This is a genomic window from Streptomyces sp. R44 (assembly GCF_041053105.1).
Taxonomy (GTDB): domain Bacteria; phylum Actinomycetota; class Actinomycetes; order Streptomycetales; family Streptomycetaceae; genus Streptomyces.
In genome coordinates this window covers 8,116,869-8,132,719 of sequence record NZ_CP163444.1, presented here as the reverse complement: position 1 = coordinate 8,132,719, position 15,851 = coordinate 8,116,869, and the positions used below count along the sequence as shown (strand labels likewise).

The 15,851-nt window shown below is 72.0% G+C and carries 10 protein-coding genes; 4 read left to right on the top strand and 6 right to left on the bottom strand.

Annotated elements, in window-relative coordinates; genetic code table 11:
* Positions 1-34: 34 nt before the first annotated feature.
* Positions 35-2,224, top strand: a complete 2,190-nt coding sequence (locus tag AB5J54_RS37625) for a discoidin domain-containing protein (protein WP_369148436.1) — start codon at positions 35-37, stop codon at positions 2,222-2,224.
* 30 nt (positions 2,225-2,254) lie between these two features.
* Here the strand turns inward: AB5J54_RS37625 and AB5J54_RS37620 are convergent, their stop codons facing one another.
* The 3 genes from AB5J54_RS37620 to AB5J54_RS37610 form a co-directional block, all read right to left on the bottom strand.
* The gene (locus AB5J54_RS37620; RefSeq protein ID WP_369148434.1) at positions 2,255-2,791 is read right to left on the bottom strand and encodes an N-acetyltransferase family protein; all 537 of its coding nucleotides are present in this window, start codon (positions 2,789-2,791) and stop codon (positions 2,255-2,257) included.
* Positions 2,792-2,922: 131 nt separating this feature from the next.
* Positions 2,923-6,042: a glycoside hydrolase family 3 N-terminal domain-containing protein gene (locus AB5J54_RS37615; protein WP_369148433.1), complete on the bottom strand. Its 3,120-nt coding sequence runs from the start codon at positions 6,040-6,042 to the stop codon at positions 2,923-2,925.
* A 49-nt stretch (positions 6,043-6,091) separates the two neighbouring features.
* The gene (locus AB5J54_RS37610; protein ID WP_369149581.1) at positions 6,092-7,936 is read right to left on the bottom strand and encodes a lectin; all 1,845 of its coding nucleotides are present in this window, start codon (positions 7,934-7,936) and stop codon (positions 6,092-6,094) included.
* Positions 7,937-8,221: 285 nt separating this feature from the next.
* Between AB5J54_RS37610 and AB5J54_RS37605 the strand changes: the two genes are divergently transcribed.
* On the top strand, positions 8,222-9,505 hold the full coding sequence (locus AB5J54_RS37605) for a lectin (protein WP_369149580.1): 1,284 nt from the start codon (positions 8,222-8,224) through the stop codon (positions 9,503-9,505).
* A gap of 57 nt (positions 9,506-9,562) precedes the next feature.
* Here the strand turns inward: AB5J54_RS37605 and AB5J54_RS37600 are convergent, their stop codons facing one another.
* Complete coding sequence (locus AB5J54_RS37600; protein ID WP_369148432.1) at positions 9,563-11,821, bottom strand: helix-turn-helix domain-containing protein; 2,259 nt, start codon at positions 11,819-11,821, stop codon at positions 9,563-9,565.
* 161 nt (positions 11,822-11,982) lie between these two features.
* Between AB5J54_RS37600 and AB5J54_RS37595 the strand changes: the two genes are divergently transcribed.
* Both AB5J54_RS37595 and AB5J54_RS37590 read left to right on the top strand, forming a co-directional pair.
* Positions 11,983-12,360 (top strand): hypothetical protein, encoded by a 378-nt coding sequence (locus tag AB5J54_RS37595; protein ID WP_369148431.1) that lies wholly within the window; start codon positions 11,983-11,985, stop codon positions 12,358-12,360.
* Positions 12,361-12,450: 90 nt separating this feature from the next.
* Positions 12,451-13,854: an FAD-binding oxidoreductase gene (locus tag AB5J54_RS37590; protein ID WP_369148430.1), complete on the top strand. Its 1,404-nt coding sequence runs from the start codon at positions 12,451-12,453 to the stop codon at positions 13,852-13,854.
* Here AB5J54_RS37590 and AB5J54_RS37585 read toward each other — a convergent pair.
* Positions 13,787-14,416 carry a hypothetical protein gene (locus AB5J54_RS37585; protein WP_369148429.1) on the bottom strand — a complete coding sequence of 210 codons (630 nt, stop codon included), beginning with the start codon at positions 14,414-14,416 and terminating at the stop codon, positions 13,787-13,789. The genes AB5J54_RS37590 and AB5J54_RS37585 overlap by 68 nt on opposite strands.
* A gap of 76 nt (positions 14,417-14,492) precedes the next feature.
* Positions 14,493-15,827 (bottom strand): M64 family metallopeptidase, encoded by a 1,335-nt coding sequence (locus tag AB5J54_RS37580; protein ID WP_369148428.1) that lies wholly within the window; start codon positions 15,825-15,827, stop codon positions 14,493-14,495.
* Positions 15,828-15,851: the final 24 nt, after the last annotated feature.

The following is a 15,851-nucleotide window of genomic DNA, read 5'->3' as shown; positions in this document are numbered from 1 at the left end:
CACCCTGTTCCCCCACACATCCCGAGGAGCTCCCATGCCTTCCTCTTCCGTCGGGTCCCCGCCGGCCCTCCGGCGCCCCGCCCCAGCAGTCCGACGGGCCACCGTCGGCGCCCTCGTCGCCGCGCTCGCCGGCGGCCTCCTCGCCGTCGGCCCCGCCTCGACGGCCTCCGCCGCCCCCACCCTGCTCTCCCAGGGGAAGCCGGCCACCGCCTCCTCCGCGGAAGGCCCCTTCACCGCGACCGGCGCGGTCGACGGCGACCTCACCGGCACCCGCTGGGCGAGCGACTGGACCGACGCCCAGTGGTTCCAGGTCGACCTCGGCCGGAGCGCCACGCTCAGCAGCGCCGTGCTGAGCTGGGAGGCCGCCTACGGCAAGAGCTACGAGATCCAGGCCTCCGACAACGGCACCGACTGGCGGACCGTCACCACCGTGACCGGCGGCGACGGCGGCACCGACGACGTCGCCCTCTCCGGCACCGGCCGCTACGTCCGGATGAAGGGCCTCACCCGGGGCACGGCCTGGGGCTACTCGCTCTGGGAGTTCCAGGTGTACGGCACGACCGGCGGAGACACCACCCTGCCCGGCGGCGGCGACCTCGGTCCGAACGTCCACGTCGTCGACCCGTCCACCCCGAACATCCAGGCGCAGCTGGACGACGTCTTCCGGCAGCAGGAGTCCGCCCAGTTCGGCGCCGGCCGGCACGCCTTCCTCTTCAAGCCGGGCACGTACCACGGCCTCAACGCCCAGATCGGCTTCTACACCCAGATCGCGGGCCTCGGGCTCCGTCCCGACGACACCACCATCAACGGCGACGTGACGGTCGACGCCGGCTGGTTCGACGGCAACGCCACCCAGAACTTCTGGCGCGGCGCCGAGGGCCTGGCCCTCGACCCGGTGAACGGCACCGACCGCTGGGCCGTGTCCCAGGCCTCGTCCTTCCGCCGCATGCACGTCAAGGGCGGGCTCGACCTGGCGCCCAGCGGCTACGGCTGGGCCAGTGGCGGCTACATCGCCGACTCGAAGATCGACGGCCAGGTCGGCAACTACTCGCAGCAGCAGTGGTACACCCGCGACAGCACGATCGGCGGCTGGTCCAACAGCGTCTGGAACCAGGTCTTCTCCGGCACCGAGGGCGCGCCCGCGCAGGCCTTCCCCGAGCCGAAGTACACCACCCTCGACACCACCCCGGTCTCCCGCGAGAAGCCCTACCTGATCTGGGAGGACGACCAGTTCAAGGTCTTCTCCCCCGCCAAGCGGACCGACGCCCGCGGCACCACCTGGGCGAACGGCACCCCGCAGGGCGAGAAGATCCCGCTGAGCCGGTTCTACGTGGTCAGGCCCGGCACCACCGCGGCCACCGTCAACCAGGCGCTCGCCCAGGGCCTGCACCTGCTGTTCACGCCCGGCGTCCACCACGTCGACCGGACGATCAGCGTGAACCGTGCGAACACGATCGTCCTCGGCCTCGGCCTGGCCACGATCGTCCCGGACAACGGTGTCACGGCGATGCGCGTCGCCGACGTCGACGGCGTCCGTCTCGCCGGCTTCCTGATCGACGCCGGCCCGGTCAACTCGCCCACGCTCCTGGAGGTCGGTCCGCAGAACGCCTCCGCCGACCACGCCGCCAACCCCACCACCGTCCAGGACGTCTACGTCCGGGTCGGCGGCGCGGGCGCCGGCAGGGCCACCACGAGCGTGGTCGTCAACAGCGACGACACGATCGTCGACCACACCTGGGTCTGGCGCGCCGACCACGGCGACGGCGTCGGCTGGGACACCAACCGCGCCGACTACGGCGTCCGCGTCAACGGCGACGACGTCCTCGCCACCGGCCTGTTCGTCGAGCACTTCAACAAGTACGACGTCGAGTGGTACGGCGACCGCGGCCGCACGATCTTCTTCCAGAACGAGAAGGCGTACGACGCGCCCGACCAGGCCGCCATCCAGAACGGCGGCACCAAGGGCTACGCCGCCTACCGGGTCGACGACTCCGTCACCACCCACGAGGGCTGGGGCCTGGGCAGCTACTGCTACTACGCCGTCGACCCGACGATCCGTCAGGACCACGGCTTCAAGGCCCCGGTGAAGCCGGGCGTGAGGTTCCACGGCCTGCTCACCGTGTCGCTCGGCGGCAACGGCCAGTTCGAGCACGTCATCAACGACACGGGAGCCCCGACCCAGGGCACCGGGACCGTCCCCTCGACGGTCGTCTCCTTCCCCTGACGAACCGCGGTTCACGCCCGCACTTCACGTTCACGATGCTGCTCCGGCGAGCCGGAGCAGCATCGTGTCCGATTCCCCCTCACGTCCGACCGTCACGAACCCCCGGGAGACGTAGAGCCGGGCAGCCGGGTTGCCGTCCTCGACGCCGAGACTCAGCCGGTCGACGCCCTCGCGCGAAGCGGTCCTCACCACCTCGTCGAGCAGGGCGCCGCCGACACCCCGTCCCCGGTGTCCGGGCAGGACGCCGACGGTCAGCTCCGGGACGTGCGGGTCCACGAATCCGTAGCCCGGGTCGGTCGCCGGGAACCGCCTGGCCCAGGCGGCGCCGACGGGTCTGCCCGTGGCGTCCTCGGCCACGACGCCGAAGTCCCCCGGGGAGGGCCAGCCGGTGACGTAGTGCGCGTGGCGTGGCGTCCGCAGGATCTCGTCGAGGGTGAAGCGCGGCCGGTCCCAGTTGAAAGCCTCCAGCAGGATCGCCGTCAGGAAGCCGGCGTCCTGGGCCGTCGCCGAGCGGAGCCGGACGCCAGCATCCGGCCGGTCCGTGTCGGTCGCGGGAATCTCATCCATGCGGTGTCTCGATTCGTGCTTGCGTCGGGTCGTGGTCGAACGCGTCGTCAGGGGTGCGGACACGGCAGGGGGCCGACACGCTGCCCAGGGCAGTATGTCGGCCCCCTGCCGCTCGGCAGGCGCCTGACCGGTCAGCCCGCCGCGCGGAACGCCGCGGTCAGCTCGGCGACGGCGCCCACCGGATCGCCGCCGAGCAGCAGGTGGTCGGCCTCGGCGAACGGTTTCGCGGTCTTCTCGGTGAGGTTCTGCCCGATGCGGTCCTGGACGATCAGGCGGGCGCGGCCCACCAGCTGCCGGGCCGCGACGGACCTGCCGTGGCCGGCCTTCTGGAGGGCCCGGGCGGCGAGCCCGATCGCCCGCAGCGCCGGCTCCCCGCCCTGCGGCGTGCCGCGGAGGGTGGTCAGGCCCCAGCCGTACGGGAACTGCGGGTCGTACCGTGTGTCGCCCACGTTGAGCGGGAGCTGGTTCTCCGACTTCGGCCAGCTCACCGGCAGCTGTCCGGTGAAGGGCCGCCGGCCGTAGAGGACGTCCGCCACGCCGTCGCCCTCCGTCCCCGGCAGCCAGGACGCGACCAGGGCGTCGATCGCGGGCAGTCGGTCGCCGATGAGCTGGGGACGGCCGGAGACGACGAGGACGGCGCAGGGCATGGCGGCGCAGACCCGGTCGACGGCCGCCTTGTCGGCCGCGGTCAGTTCCAGGTCGTGGCCGTTGCCGACGTCTCCCATGCCCTCGGCGTACGGCGTCTCGCCCACCACCACGACGCCGACGTCGTGTCCGGCGGTGGGCGCGGAGGCGTCCTTGGAGTACGTGAGCGTGGTGCCGGGGCCGGCGGACTTCTTCATCGCTTCGAGGATCGTGGTGCCGGTGGTCGTCCGGCCGGAGGCGCCCTGCCAGGTGACGGTCCATCCACCGGCCTGGTTGCCGAGGTCGTCCGCGTTCGAGCCGGCCACGTACACGTTCTGGGCCGGCTTGAGCGGGAGGACACCGCCCGCGTTCTTCAGGAGCACCTGTGAGGCGGCGGCCGCCTCGCGCGCCACCGCGCGGTGTTCGGCCGAGCCGACGGCGTCCAGGTGCGTGGTGTCCGCGTACGGCTTCTCGAAGAGGCCCAGGCGGAACTTCTGGGTGAGGATCCGGGCGACGGCGTCGTCGATCCGGGCGGTGCGGATGCGGCCCGCCTCCACCTCGGCGACGAGTGTCCGGGTGAAGTCCTGGTAGTTCGTCGGCACCATGATCATGTCCAGGCCGGCGTTGACCGAGGTCCGCACGTCGCTCGGGTAGTCGCCGGGGATCTGGTCGATGGCCTGCCAGTCGCTGATGACGAAGCCCTCGAAGCCCATCCGGTCCTTGAGCACGCCGTTGATCATCTCGGCGTCGGCGTGCGTCTTCACGGGGCCCTGGTCGTCGCCGAGGACGTCGAGCGAGGAGTACGAGGGCATGACGGTGCCGACGCCGTGCTTCACGGCCTCGGCGAAGGGCGCGAGGTGCACGGCCTCCAGCTCCTCGCGGGTGACCCGGGTGACGCCCTGGTCGATCGTGTACGAACCGGTCGTCGACGACCCGAAGGCCGTGCCGCCGTCGCCGACGAAGTGCTTGGCGGTGGTCAGCACCTTGTCGTTCCGGTCGAGGTCCCGGCCGTCCGGCGCGCCCTGCATCCCGTCGATGACGGTCTCCATGGCGGTGACGAGCGCCGGGTCCTCGCCGAAGGACTCGTAGGAGCGGCCCCAGCGTTCGTCCCGGGTCACGCACAGGCAGGGCGCGAAGTCCCAGGGCACGCCGGTGGCCCGGACCTCCTTCGCGGTGACGGCGCCGGTGCGGGCGGCGAGACCGGGATCGCGTCCGGCGCCGATGCCGATGTTGTGCGGCATGATCGTCGAGCCGATGACGTTGTTGTGTCCGTGCACGGCGTCGACGCCGTAGATCAGTGGGATCTGCAGCCGGGTGGCCCGGGTGCGCAGCTGGTACGCGTCGACCATGCCGGCCCAGGCCGCCGCCGTGTTCGGCGTGGGCACGGAGCCGCCGCCGGAGAGCAGGGAGCCGAGGCCCTGGCCGGCGATGTCGGCGGGCGAACGCAGGGCGTTGCGCTCGGCCTGGGTCATCTGCCCGGCCTTCTCCCGGAGCGTCATCCGGGACAGCAGGTCCGCGACCCGTTTCCGCACCGGCAGGCGCGCGTCCAGGTAGGGCAGTCCGTGGGCGTTCACCGCGACGAGGGGGTTCTCCGAAGGCGCCTTCGCGCCGTCGACCGTCAGCTTCACCGGGATCGTCTCGGCCTCTTCGCCGGCCTGGTCCTTGAGCGTGGCGACGGTGATCGAGCGGGTCGTCCCGGAGGGCGTGCCGGCGGGGAAGACGAGGGTGCCGCTGACCGGCGTGTAGTCCGTCCCTGGCTTCGCCGGCCCGCTGTCGTCCGTGGTGTACGCGACGGTGACCGGCTCGCCGGTGGGCTGGGAGCCGGTGGTGGCGACCGAGACGTCGATGCGTGCGGTGCCGCCCTCGTCGACCGGGTGCACCACCGCACCCGTCACGACCCGGGTGTTCAGGGCCGGGTCGGCCTTCCCGTACAGCTCGACGCCGTCGAGGGCGAAGCGCCCGCCCGGTGCGCCGGTGGGCAGTGTGAGCGCGTAGCCCCACATCCTGTCGAGGCCCAGGACCTGGTCGATGCCGCCGACCGGCTGGTAGTCGGCGCGGTACTGGAACGCGGAGAAGGGGATCTCGACGAGGTGCCAGCCCTCCCAGTCGTCGGTGAACGAGGTGGTCCAGAGCTCGGACGCCTCGCCGTCGGCGCCGCCGTCCTTGATCTCGAAGTTGATCCGCCTTCCGGAGCCGGGCGGCAGCGGGGCGGTGTTCTGCCCGTACCACCAGAAGCGGATGCCCTGGTGCGCGGTCCAGTCCTGCGCCGGCTCGTCGAAGGCGAAGTCGTGGGTGAACCCGCCCCAGCCGCTGATGTCGTAGCGGCCTTCGAGCACCTTGGCGCCCTCGGGGGCGTCGGCGCGCTCGGCGAGGGTGAGCTCCGGGTGGTCGTCGGTGTCGCTGCCCCAGGTGAACAGGCCCTCGGCGGGCGGTCCGGCGAAGGGGACCTCGCCCTCGAAGCGGTCGACGGCCCGTGGCGCCGGGTCGTCCTCGGCGGCGGACGCGGTGGCGCTCGGTACGGCTCCCGCGAGCAGTCCGGCGAGGACGGCGGTGGCGGCGGTGACGGCGAGCGGCAGGGCGCCGCCCGCCCTTCTCCGACGGCGGGGGCGCGGGTGCGGGTGCGGCATGCGGTGATCTCCAGGAGAGGGGTACGGGGAGAGGGTGGCGGCTGGTTGGTCAGGAGGGCTGGTGGGTCCACTTCTGGTTGGCGGCGCCCGTGCAGGACCAGATCTGGGCGCGGGTCCCGTCCGCCGAGGTGTTGCCGGTGACGTCGAGGCACTTGCCGGCCGCCGTGTTGACGACGTCGTGTGTGGCGGCGTTGTACGACCAGCGTTGCGCGCCGGTCCCGTTGCAGGTGTAGAGCTGGACCCTGGTCCCGTCGGCGGTCCCGCCCGCGGAGACGTCCAGGCACTTGCCGAGCGCCCGGACGGTGCCGTCGGCGCCGAGGGTCCAGCGCTGGGCCGTGGTGCCGTTGCAGGTGTAGAGCTGCACCGGGGTGCCGTCGGCGGTTGCCGCGCCGGCCACGTCCAGGCACTTCCCGGCGAGACCCGTCAGCGGTCCGGTCGGCGCGCTCGCCGTCGTACCGGCCCAGGTGAAGGTGGCGGTGGTGCGGGCGGGCAGGTTGTACGTGAAGGACTGGCCGCCCCAGTCGACGCGGACGGACTGGGCGGAGGCGCCGCCGTTGTGGGCGATGAGCGCCTTGGAGCCGTCGGGGTTGCGCCAGGCCACGTTCTGTACGGTCGAGTCGGCCGTGGAGGCGATGCGGTACGCGCCGGGGCGCACGAATCTGGTGAGGTGGCCGGTGGTGTAGTACTCGATCGTGTAGTCGACCTGGCCGGCGCGCGGGCCGCCCTCCTGGACCGTGATCAGCCCCGTACAGGTGCCGCAACCGCCGTTGTGCGGGCCCATGTCCTGGTTGAGCGCCAGGCTCCACTTCGTCAGGCTGCCGCTCCAGTTGCGGGCGTAGCCGACGATGTCCTTGAGGTCCTCGTTGTGCTGGTTGCCGATCCAGGTGCCGCCGGAGTGCTCGGTGCTGAACTGCTTCACCGTCGGGTACTGGTCGTGGACCTGGCTGCCGACGGCCGGGTCGCCGGCGTAGCCGTGCCAGGCGATGCCGCCGAACAGCGGGTCGTTGCGGACGCCCGCGTCGTTGAGGACGCCGGAGCCGAAGTCCGCGTAGTCGCCGTAGTTCCAGTCGTGCACGAGGACCTTGGTGGTGATCCCGGCGGCCCGGAAGGCCGGGTAGACGTGGTTCTTGGTGAACTCGGCCAGACCGGAGGGGTTCCAGCTCATGCCGGGGTAGTTCATGGCGGTGGGGTTGCCCGCCTGGCAGCAGTTCGGCTCGTTCTGGACGGAGAGGTAGTCGATCGTGACGCCGGCCGCCTGGTAGCTCTGGATGTACTTCACCAGGTACTGGGCGTAGAGCGGGTAGTACTCCCACTTCAGCCAGCCCATCTGGTCCATCCGGCCGTTGTCCTTCATCCAGCCGGGCGCACTCCACGGCACGGCCTTGAGCCGGAGTGCCGGGTTGAGCTGCTTGGCCTGGACGGTGAGCAGCCGCACATCGGTGTCGTAGCCGTTGGCCCCGAAGTCGTTCAGGTCGCAGCAGGTGTCGTCGAGGGAGACGTTCCCGGGCCGGGACAGGTCGGAGGCGCCGATCGGGTTGCGGACGAAGGAGAGGCCGATGCCGTCGGTGGGCGAGAACAGCTTGCGCATGACCTCGTCGCGGGTGGCGGCGCTGATCGCGCCGCCGCGCAGGAGGTGGGCGGTGGTGTCGGTGATCGACGCGCCGCCGCCCTCGAACTGCTGGTAGGTGGTGTTCTCGTCGACGGTGATGGTGCGGTTCGCGCTGCCGCCGGCGGGGCCGAAGGCGATCGGCGTCTGCGGGGCGAGTCCCCGCGTGACGGTACGGCCGCCGGCGTCGGAGGTGGTGGTCAGCCAGACGTCGACCCGCTCGCCCGCGGCCTCGGCGACACCGGGACCGGTCATGACCAGGCCGCTCGCGAGGAGGGCGCCGCTCAGGAGGGCGGCGAGGCGACGGGGGCGTCGCCCGCGGGGGACGCCGAACCAGGAGCTGTTCTTGTAGTGCACCTGACAGACCTTTCGATGGGGGACAGGTCTTCGGGCTTTCTTTAAGGTGTGAAGCTATGGACGCGCCCAGCGCGCGTCAAGCCCTTCTGCGTACAACTCCCGAACACAGAACACCGGTTGGGACCGAATTCGCCCCAAGGTCTTGTCGGCCTGGTCCGGACCATGGCACTCTTCGTTGCCGTCCACGACCCCTCCCCCACGTCGGCGGTGACAACGATGTCCGCACCTCCCTCTCGACGATCACGGCTTCTCCTGGCCCTCGGCCTCGGATGCGCCACCGTGGCAGCCCTGGTGAGCCCCACCGCGCAGCCGTCCGCGACCGCGGCCACCGCGACCAACTCGGCGGTCGCGGCCGAATCCGGCGTCCAGGCCCTCACGTTCAGCGACGAGTTCAACGCCCCCGCAGGCACTCCGGTCGACGGCTCCAAGTGGAACCTGGAGACCGGCGACAACGTCAACAACCACGAGCGGCAGTACTACACGAACTCCACCGACAACGCCGTGCACGACGGCCAGGGCAACCTGGTCATCACCGCCCGGCGCGAGAACCCGGGCAACTACAGCTGTTGGTACGGGCGTTGCGAGTACACCTCGGCCCGGCTCAACACCTCCGGCAAGTTCACCCAGACGTACGGCACCTTCGAGGCCCGGATGAAGATGTCGCGCGGCCAGGGCATGTGGCCCGCGTTCTGGATGCTCGGCAACGACATCGGCAGCGTCGGCTGGCCCCAGAGCGGCGAGATCGACGTCATGGAGAACGTCGGCTTCGAACCGAACACCGTGCACGGCACCATCCACGGCCCCGGCTACTCGGGCTCGGGCGGCATCGGCGCCGGCTACACGAACGGGGCGCCGTTCGCGGACGGGTTCCACACCTTCCGCGTCGAGTGGTCGCCGGACAAGCTGGTCTGGAAGGTCGACGGCGTCACCTACCAGACCCGCACGCCCGCCGATCTCGGCGGCCGCCAGTGGGTGTTCGACCACCCGTTCTTCCTCATCCTCAACCTCGCCGTCGGCGGCTACTGGCCCGGCGACCCGGACGGCAGCACCCCGATGCCGAACACCCTGACCGTCGACTACGTACGCGTCACGAACGACCGGCCGGCGCCGCCGTCCGGCGGTGGCGGCCCGATCACCGGCCTCGGCGGCAAGTGCGTCGACGTGGCCGGGGCGAACCCCGCGAACGGCACCCCGGTCCAGCTCTACGACTGCAACGGCACCGGCGCCCAGCAGTGGACCGTGAACACCGACGGCTCGATCCGCGCGCTCGGCAAGTGCCTGGACGTCACCGCCGGGTCCACGGCGGACGGCGCCAAGCTCCAGCTGTACGACTGCAACAGCACCGGCGCCCAGAAATGGCGCGTCGAAGCGGCCCGCGACATCGTGAACGTCGCCGCGGACAAGTGCCTCGACGTCCCGAACAGCAACGCGGCCAACGGCACCCGGCTGCAGATCTGGACCTGCAACGGCACCGCGGCCCAGAAGTGGACCGTGGGCTGAATTCCCGGTCCCCCCGATGCCCGGATCCGAGCCACAGAAGCCCTGCTCAGCCCCCGCTCACCCGGCGGGGAGTGAGTCCAGGAGCTTCTGTGCGCTCGTCAGCTCCGTGCTGTCGGCCGCGTCGCCGAGGGCGAGGACCTGCTGGAGGCAGGAGCGGGCTTCCTCGAGCTCCGCCAGTTCGACCAGGGCCTCCGCGAGACGCAGGAGGGTCTGGCCCTGGACGTGCGGAATGCCGATGCCGCGCAGACGGTCACAGGCGACGCGGTAGTGGTCGGCGGCCTCGCGCCACCGCCCCAGGGCGGCGTAGTCGTCGCCGAGAGCACCGCCCCCGAGGGCGCGGTAGGTGGCGGCCGCGTGCCCGCCCACCGGGCAGTCGGGCGCGTCGAGGAAGGCCATGATGCGCTGGTGCTGGGTCAGGGCTTCCTCGCTGCGGCCGAGTTCGCGCAGGGTGACACCGTGGGGGCCCATGGCTTCGATCCAGCCCTCGTACTCACCGGCGGCCTCGAACAGGTCGGCTGCGGCGCGCGCCTTCTCGAAGGCCTCCTCGATCTCTCCGAGCCGCCGGTGGGGAAGTATCGCGTTGGCCAGTGCCCAGGCCTGCTGAGAGGTGTCCTGGGCGCGGCGGGCGTGTTCCAGCGCTTCGTCCGCCCGTTCGACGGCCTCCCTGTACCGGTGCTCGGAAGGGCCCAGGACGACGGAGTAGTGGTTGAGGTGGACGGCCTGGAGATAAGGGTCGTCCAGAGCGGCGGCGGCTTCGCTGGACAGGCGGAAGACCTCGGTCCAGTGCCCCCAGAAGAGCGAGAGGGCGCAGTACCACTCCAGGGCGTCGGCGGTCTCGACGACCCTGGTGTGATCTTCCCGACGGGCCGCGTCGCGCAGCGCGGCGAACCAGGCGAAGGCCTCGCTGTCCAGCCAGGCCCGGGCCTCTTCGGCGCTCTCCAGCGGGACCAGGCCCTGCCAGGAGGCCGGCGGTGCCCCGTACGCGGGCTTGAACCAGCGGCCCGCGACCACGGTCGTCTCCAGGAGCCAGGCGCGGAGCCGGTCGTCGGCCGCCTCCCGCTCGCCCGCCTCCCCCTCCGAGGACAGTCGGGCGCGGGCGAACAGCCGGAGCAGGTCGTGCAGCTGGTAGCGGCCGGTGAAGGTGGTCCGCAGCAGTCCGGCCTCGACCAGCTCCTCCATCACGTCCTCGGCCTCGAAGACGTCCGTGGCGGTCAGAGCGGCACCGTAGGCGGACGTCATGTCCGGCCCCGGGACCAGGCTCAGCAGTCGCAGCATCCGCGCGGCCTCGCCGGTCAGCTGCCGGTAGGACAGCTCGAACGCGGCCTCCACCCGTACGTCACCCGCGGCCAGGGCACCCAGTCGGCGTTCCTCGTCGGCCAGGCGGTCGACCAGATGGGCCACGCTCCAGCCCGAACGGCCCGCCAGCCAGTTTCCCGCGACCCGCAGGGCCAACGGCAGCCGCCCGCACAGCTCCGCCACCCGCGCCACGGCCTCCGCCTCCGCGTCGGCCCGCTCAGCGCCCAGGATCCGGCGCAGCAACCCGACCGCGTCGGCCTCCGGCATCTCCGACAGCGCCAGACGGTCGACCGCCTCAAGGCCGGTCAAGGGCCGCCGGCTGGTGACCAGGACGAGACTCCGCCCGCCCGCGGGCAGCAGGGGACGGACCTGCCTCTCGTCCCGGGCGTTGTCCAGGACCACCAGGCACCGGCGCTCGCTCAGCAGGGCCCGCAGCAGCCCCGCGTGGCCCTGCGGGTCCTCCTTCGCCAGCCGGCGGTCCGACACCCCGAGGGCCTTCAGCACCTTCAGCAGCGCCTCACCGGTGTCCACGGGGCCTTCCACCCCGTGCAGGTCCACCACGAAGCACCCGTCGGGGAAGTCCTCCGCCAGATCCGCCGCCGCCTTCAGCGCCAGCGTCGTCTTCCCACAGCCCGGAGGACCCGAGACGACCCACACCGACACCTCCCCGCCGGCCCGGGCCCGTTCCGCCGCCTCCCGCAGGAGCGCCAACTCCGGTCCGCGCCCCGTGAAGTCCCCCACCGATCCCGGTGGCACCGCCGACCCCGCCACCGCCACCGGACGGACGGGACGAGCCGCGCGCACCGTGGCCAGCAGCGCCTCCCGCTCCCCGTCCGAGAGCCCGAGCCCCTCCGCCAGCGCCACCACCGTGCGCCGCTGCGGAACGCGACTGTGCCCCCGCTCCATGTCGCCGATGGCCCGGACGCTCACACCCGACGCCTCGGCCAACTCCTCCATCGTCAGACGGCGCTGCTGCCGCAGTTCCCGCAGAACGACCCCGAACGACTTCTCGCCGTGCACGACTCCTCATTCCTCCCGCCCCGGAGAAAGGATACGGTGCGCCAATTCGAACGAAACCGCAGACCAGCGGCGTGCGACCGGCGCGCCGGTCGCATCGGGCCCGGCGGTACACCCCTCCCGCAGATTGGCCAGGAGTGACCGTCCGGCCGACAATGGAAGGGGTGGCCGAGCGCGACGCGGCGCTGCCTCCGGACGCATGCGTCGCACCTTCGAACGGCACTCCACCGGACGAGGAGGACGCCATGTACGTCGTGGTCCACCACAAGATCTTGAACCCGGAGACGGCGTTTCCCCGTGGCCAGGCCCTCATCGACGGCACCGGAGCACCCGACGGCACCCGGGTGCTGCAGTTCTACCCGCACGTCGACGGCTCCGTCGTGACCTGTCTCTGGGAGACGAATTCCGTGGCGGACGTCCAGGCCTTCGCCGACGCGACTCTCGGTGACGCGAGCGTCAACGTGTGCTACGAGGTCGACACTGAGAAGGCATTCGCCGACCCGCCTGCCGGCCTGAGGCCGAAGTCGGCTCCTGACGCCTAGGCCGCGCGGTACCCCGGGCTCGCATGGCCGTCCCGTGCGCCCGGGATGAGCGTGGCAGGAGCAAGCCCCGTCCGTTCCGCGGAGGCCCCCATGACGCAATTCGCCGATCAAGCCGTCAGCGCGCTCACCGACCGCATCAGGGGAGACGTCCTCGGGACGGACCATCCCGAGTACGACGCGGCACGCTCCGTCGCGAACGGGGCCATCGACCACCGCCCCGCCCTGCTCGTCCGTTGCCTGGACCCCGAGGACGTCGCCGCCGCGCTGGCCTTCGCCCGTGACGAGCACCTGGAGGTCTCGGTGCGCTGCGGCGGTCACAACCCGGCCGGAGCCGCCGTCTGCCCCGACGGCCTGGTCGTCGACCTCACCGCGATGCGCGGGGTCGAGGTCGACCCCGGGGCCAGGACCGCACGCTGTGGCGGCGGAGCCACGCTGGCCGTGCTCGACGCCGCAACCCAGGCCCACGGCCTCGCCGTGCCGTCCGGCACCATCAGCCACACGGGGGTCGGCGGCCTCACCCTGGGCGGTGGCATGGGCTGGCTCACCCGTCACCACGGGCTGACCGTCGACAATCTGCTGGGCGCCGAGGTGGTGCTGGCCGACGGCACCCTCGTCCACGCGTCGGCGGACGAGAACGCCGATCTGTTCTGGGCGCTACGCGGAGGCGGCGGCAACTTCGGGGTGGTCACGGCCTTCGACTTCGGGCTGCACCCGGTGGGGCCCGAGGTGCACGTCGGTGTCTTCTTCTGGGACATGTCGGTGGGCCGCGAGGCCCTGGAACTGATCCGCGAGGTGGTGCCGACGCTTCCGCCGCGGCACAGCGCGTTGGTCGGCGTCGGGCTGAACGCTCCGCCGGAGCCCTTCGTGCCGGCCGAGCACCAGGGCAAGCTCGGCCACGCACTGATCATCGCGGGGTTCGCCGGCGCGGAGGAGCACGCCGCCGCGGCCGCCCTGTTGGACGGGGGGCCGCCGAGGCTCTTCGAGATGCGGACACCGCTGCCGTACACCGGCCTGCAGAGCATGCTCGACGACTCCTCGCCGTACGGGATTCTCGACTACGAGAGGGGGCTGCCCCTCACGGAGTTCACCGACGACGTGATCGCGCTGCTGAACGACTCCCTGCGGCGCAAGACCTCGCCGCTGACCTTCTGCCCGGTCTTCCGCCTCGACGGTGCCTTCGCCGAGGTCGACGAGGACGCCACGGCCTACGGGGGCCCGCGCGAACCCGGTTACATGCTGGCGCTCACCGCCCTCAGCTCCGATCCGGCGGAACTCGTGGCGGACACCGCCTGGGTCAGGGGGCTGTGGACCGAGCTGCTGCCGTACGCGGTCGGCCCCGGCGGCTACGTCAACTTCATGGCCGAGATCGAGCAGGACCGCGTCCGGGCGGCCTACGGGCCGGAGAAGTACCAGCGGCTGGCGCGGATCAAGGCCACGTACGACCCGGACAACGTCTTCCACCGCAACGCCAACATCCTGCCGAACCTCGCCTGACGCACCGACAAGGCAGTACGGCGTCCTGGGCGCGGATACCTAGGAATTGTTCGCCGTACGAAGTCCGTCCCGGCGGGCGGCGCTCCTCCGGTCGGTGGGCGCGCGGGGGTGGCCCGGGCCGCGTCCCACACGGCTCCGACTGTCCTGCGGCCTCGGCGATCAGGGCGTGGCACCAGTCGAGAGCGGCGTCGGCCACGGGGGCCCGGCGGCCGTGGAGCCCGGCGGCGAATTCGGCGGCTCGGTCAGCCGCCACCTCCGGCCGGCCCGCCGCGAGCGCGGCCTTGACGGCCCGGGGCGCCGCTTCGGCGGCACAGACCCACACGCCTTTGTCGCGCAGCCGCGTCCAGGCGCCGTCGGCCTCGGCCGCGGCGAGGTCCACATCCTGCCGGGCGAGGGCGAGGCGGATCCGGGCGCCCGAGGCACCGGCGACCAGCGGCACGGAGCCGTCTTCGGGGGCGGCCAGTCCCGCGCCGCCGAGCCACTCGTCGACCTGGCTCCATTCGCCCTTGGCGAGGGCGATCATGCCGAGGACCAGGTGGGCGTCGGCGGCGATCCACGGCATCTCACCGGCCTCGGCCCCGTCCTGAGGGCCCGCCGAGTCGGGCGTGGCGGGCCCCCCGCCCCTGTGTCAGGGATCGTCAGCGCACACGCCAGGTGAGCGAGTTGCTCGTGGCCGCGCGGACCTCGGGGTCGCGGACGGCGGCCGTGGTGTCGGTGACCGTGGCGGTGACCCGCTGGCCGCTGCGGACCGCGCCGAGTTCGGCGGGGGTCACCGAGCGGTCCCCGGTGGCCGAGGTGACCTGCTTCCCGTCGACGTACCAGGTCAGGACCGGGTTCGCCAGGCCGGACACCGGGGCCAGCTGGACGGTGAGCGCCTGGGTCGCGCGGACCCGCGTGCCGGTCGGCACGGTCGAGGTCGCGGCGTCCGCGTAGGTGTAGAAGCCCTTGATCATCGCCTCGCGTCCGACGTGGTTGAACTGCGTGGAGGCCAGGGTCCGCATGAGGGAGGTGCTGGTCGGGCGGTAGACGCCCGTCTCGTAGTAGTCGCCGCCCTCGTAGGTGCCGATCACGGACCCGGTCGGGTCCTGCTCGCCCAGCCAGCGGTACCACTTGCTCGTGCCGAGGTCGGCGGTGACGGAGATGTTGGTGCTGGCGGACGAGGGGTACGGGTAGGCGCCGTAGCCGGCGTACTGGTACTCGTCGGCCAGCAGGCCTATCGAGTGTCCGAGTTCGTGGGCGCCTATGAGGTACGACTGCGGGTTGTCGGAGGACATGGTCGCGATGCCGTGGTACGACGCCCCGGCCGGCGGGGTGGTGAAGCTGTAGCCCGCGCCCCCGTATTTGGTGGAGTTGGCTATGACGAAGACGATGTCGGAGGCGGGCGCCTGGTCGGCGTACGTGGTGACCTTCGAGGTGTCGACGCAGAGCAGCCGCTCCGTGTCCTCGCAGAAGAAGTAGGAGCTGAGGGCCGTGTTCTTCACGACTCCCGCTGTCGGGTCGCCGGAGACGCCGGACTCGGCGGAGGCGGCGTCCACCAGCCAGATGTTGAACAGGCCGCGGTAACTGGCGTACGGCTCGACGGCGAAGACCGCGTCGATCGTGGCCTGCGCGTCCGCGTGGAAGTCGGCCTGCTGTCCCGCGGTGTAGCCGTCGCCCATGACGACCAGGTCGAGCCGTCCGGAGACCGGTCCGGTCTGCTGGACGGGCGTGACCGCGGCGGCGGTCGGGGCGGCGGCGGTCGCGGACCGGTGGCCGGTGATCCTGGCCGGGGCCCGGGCCGGGACCCTCTTGTGGCGGGGCTCGGCTCCGGGGCCGTCGAAGTACTCGGCCTCGTGGGTCGCCACCGTGTCGGAGCCGGAGACGGGGACGGGCTCCGCGCCGGCGGTGTTCGCGCCGGCGAGCAGGGCGGCGGCCGTGACGGCGGCGCCGACGGAGACGATCCAGCGGGTGCGGGTAGATCCGTGTCTGGGCACGACGACCTCTCTCAAGCATGGATG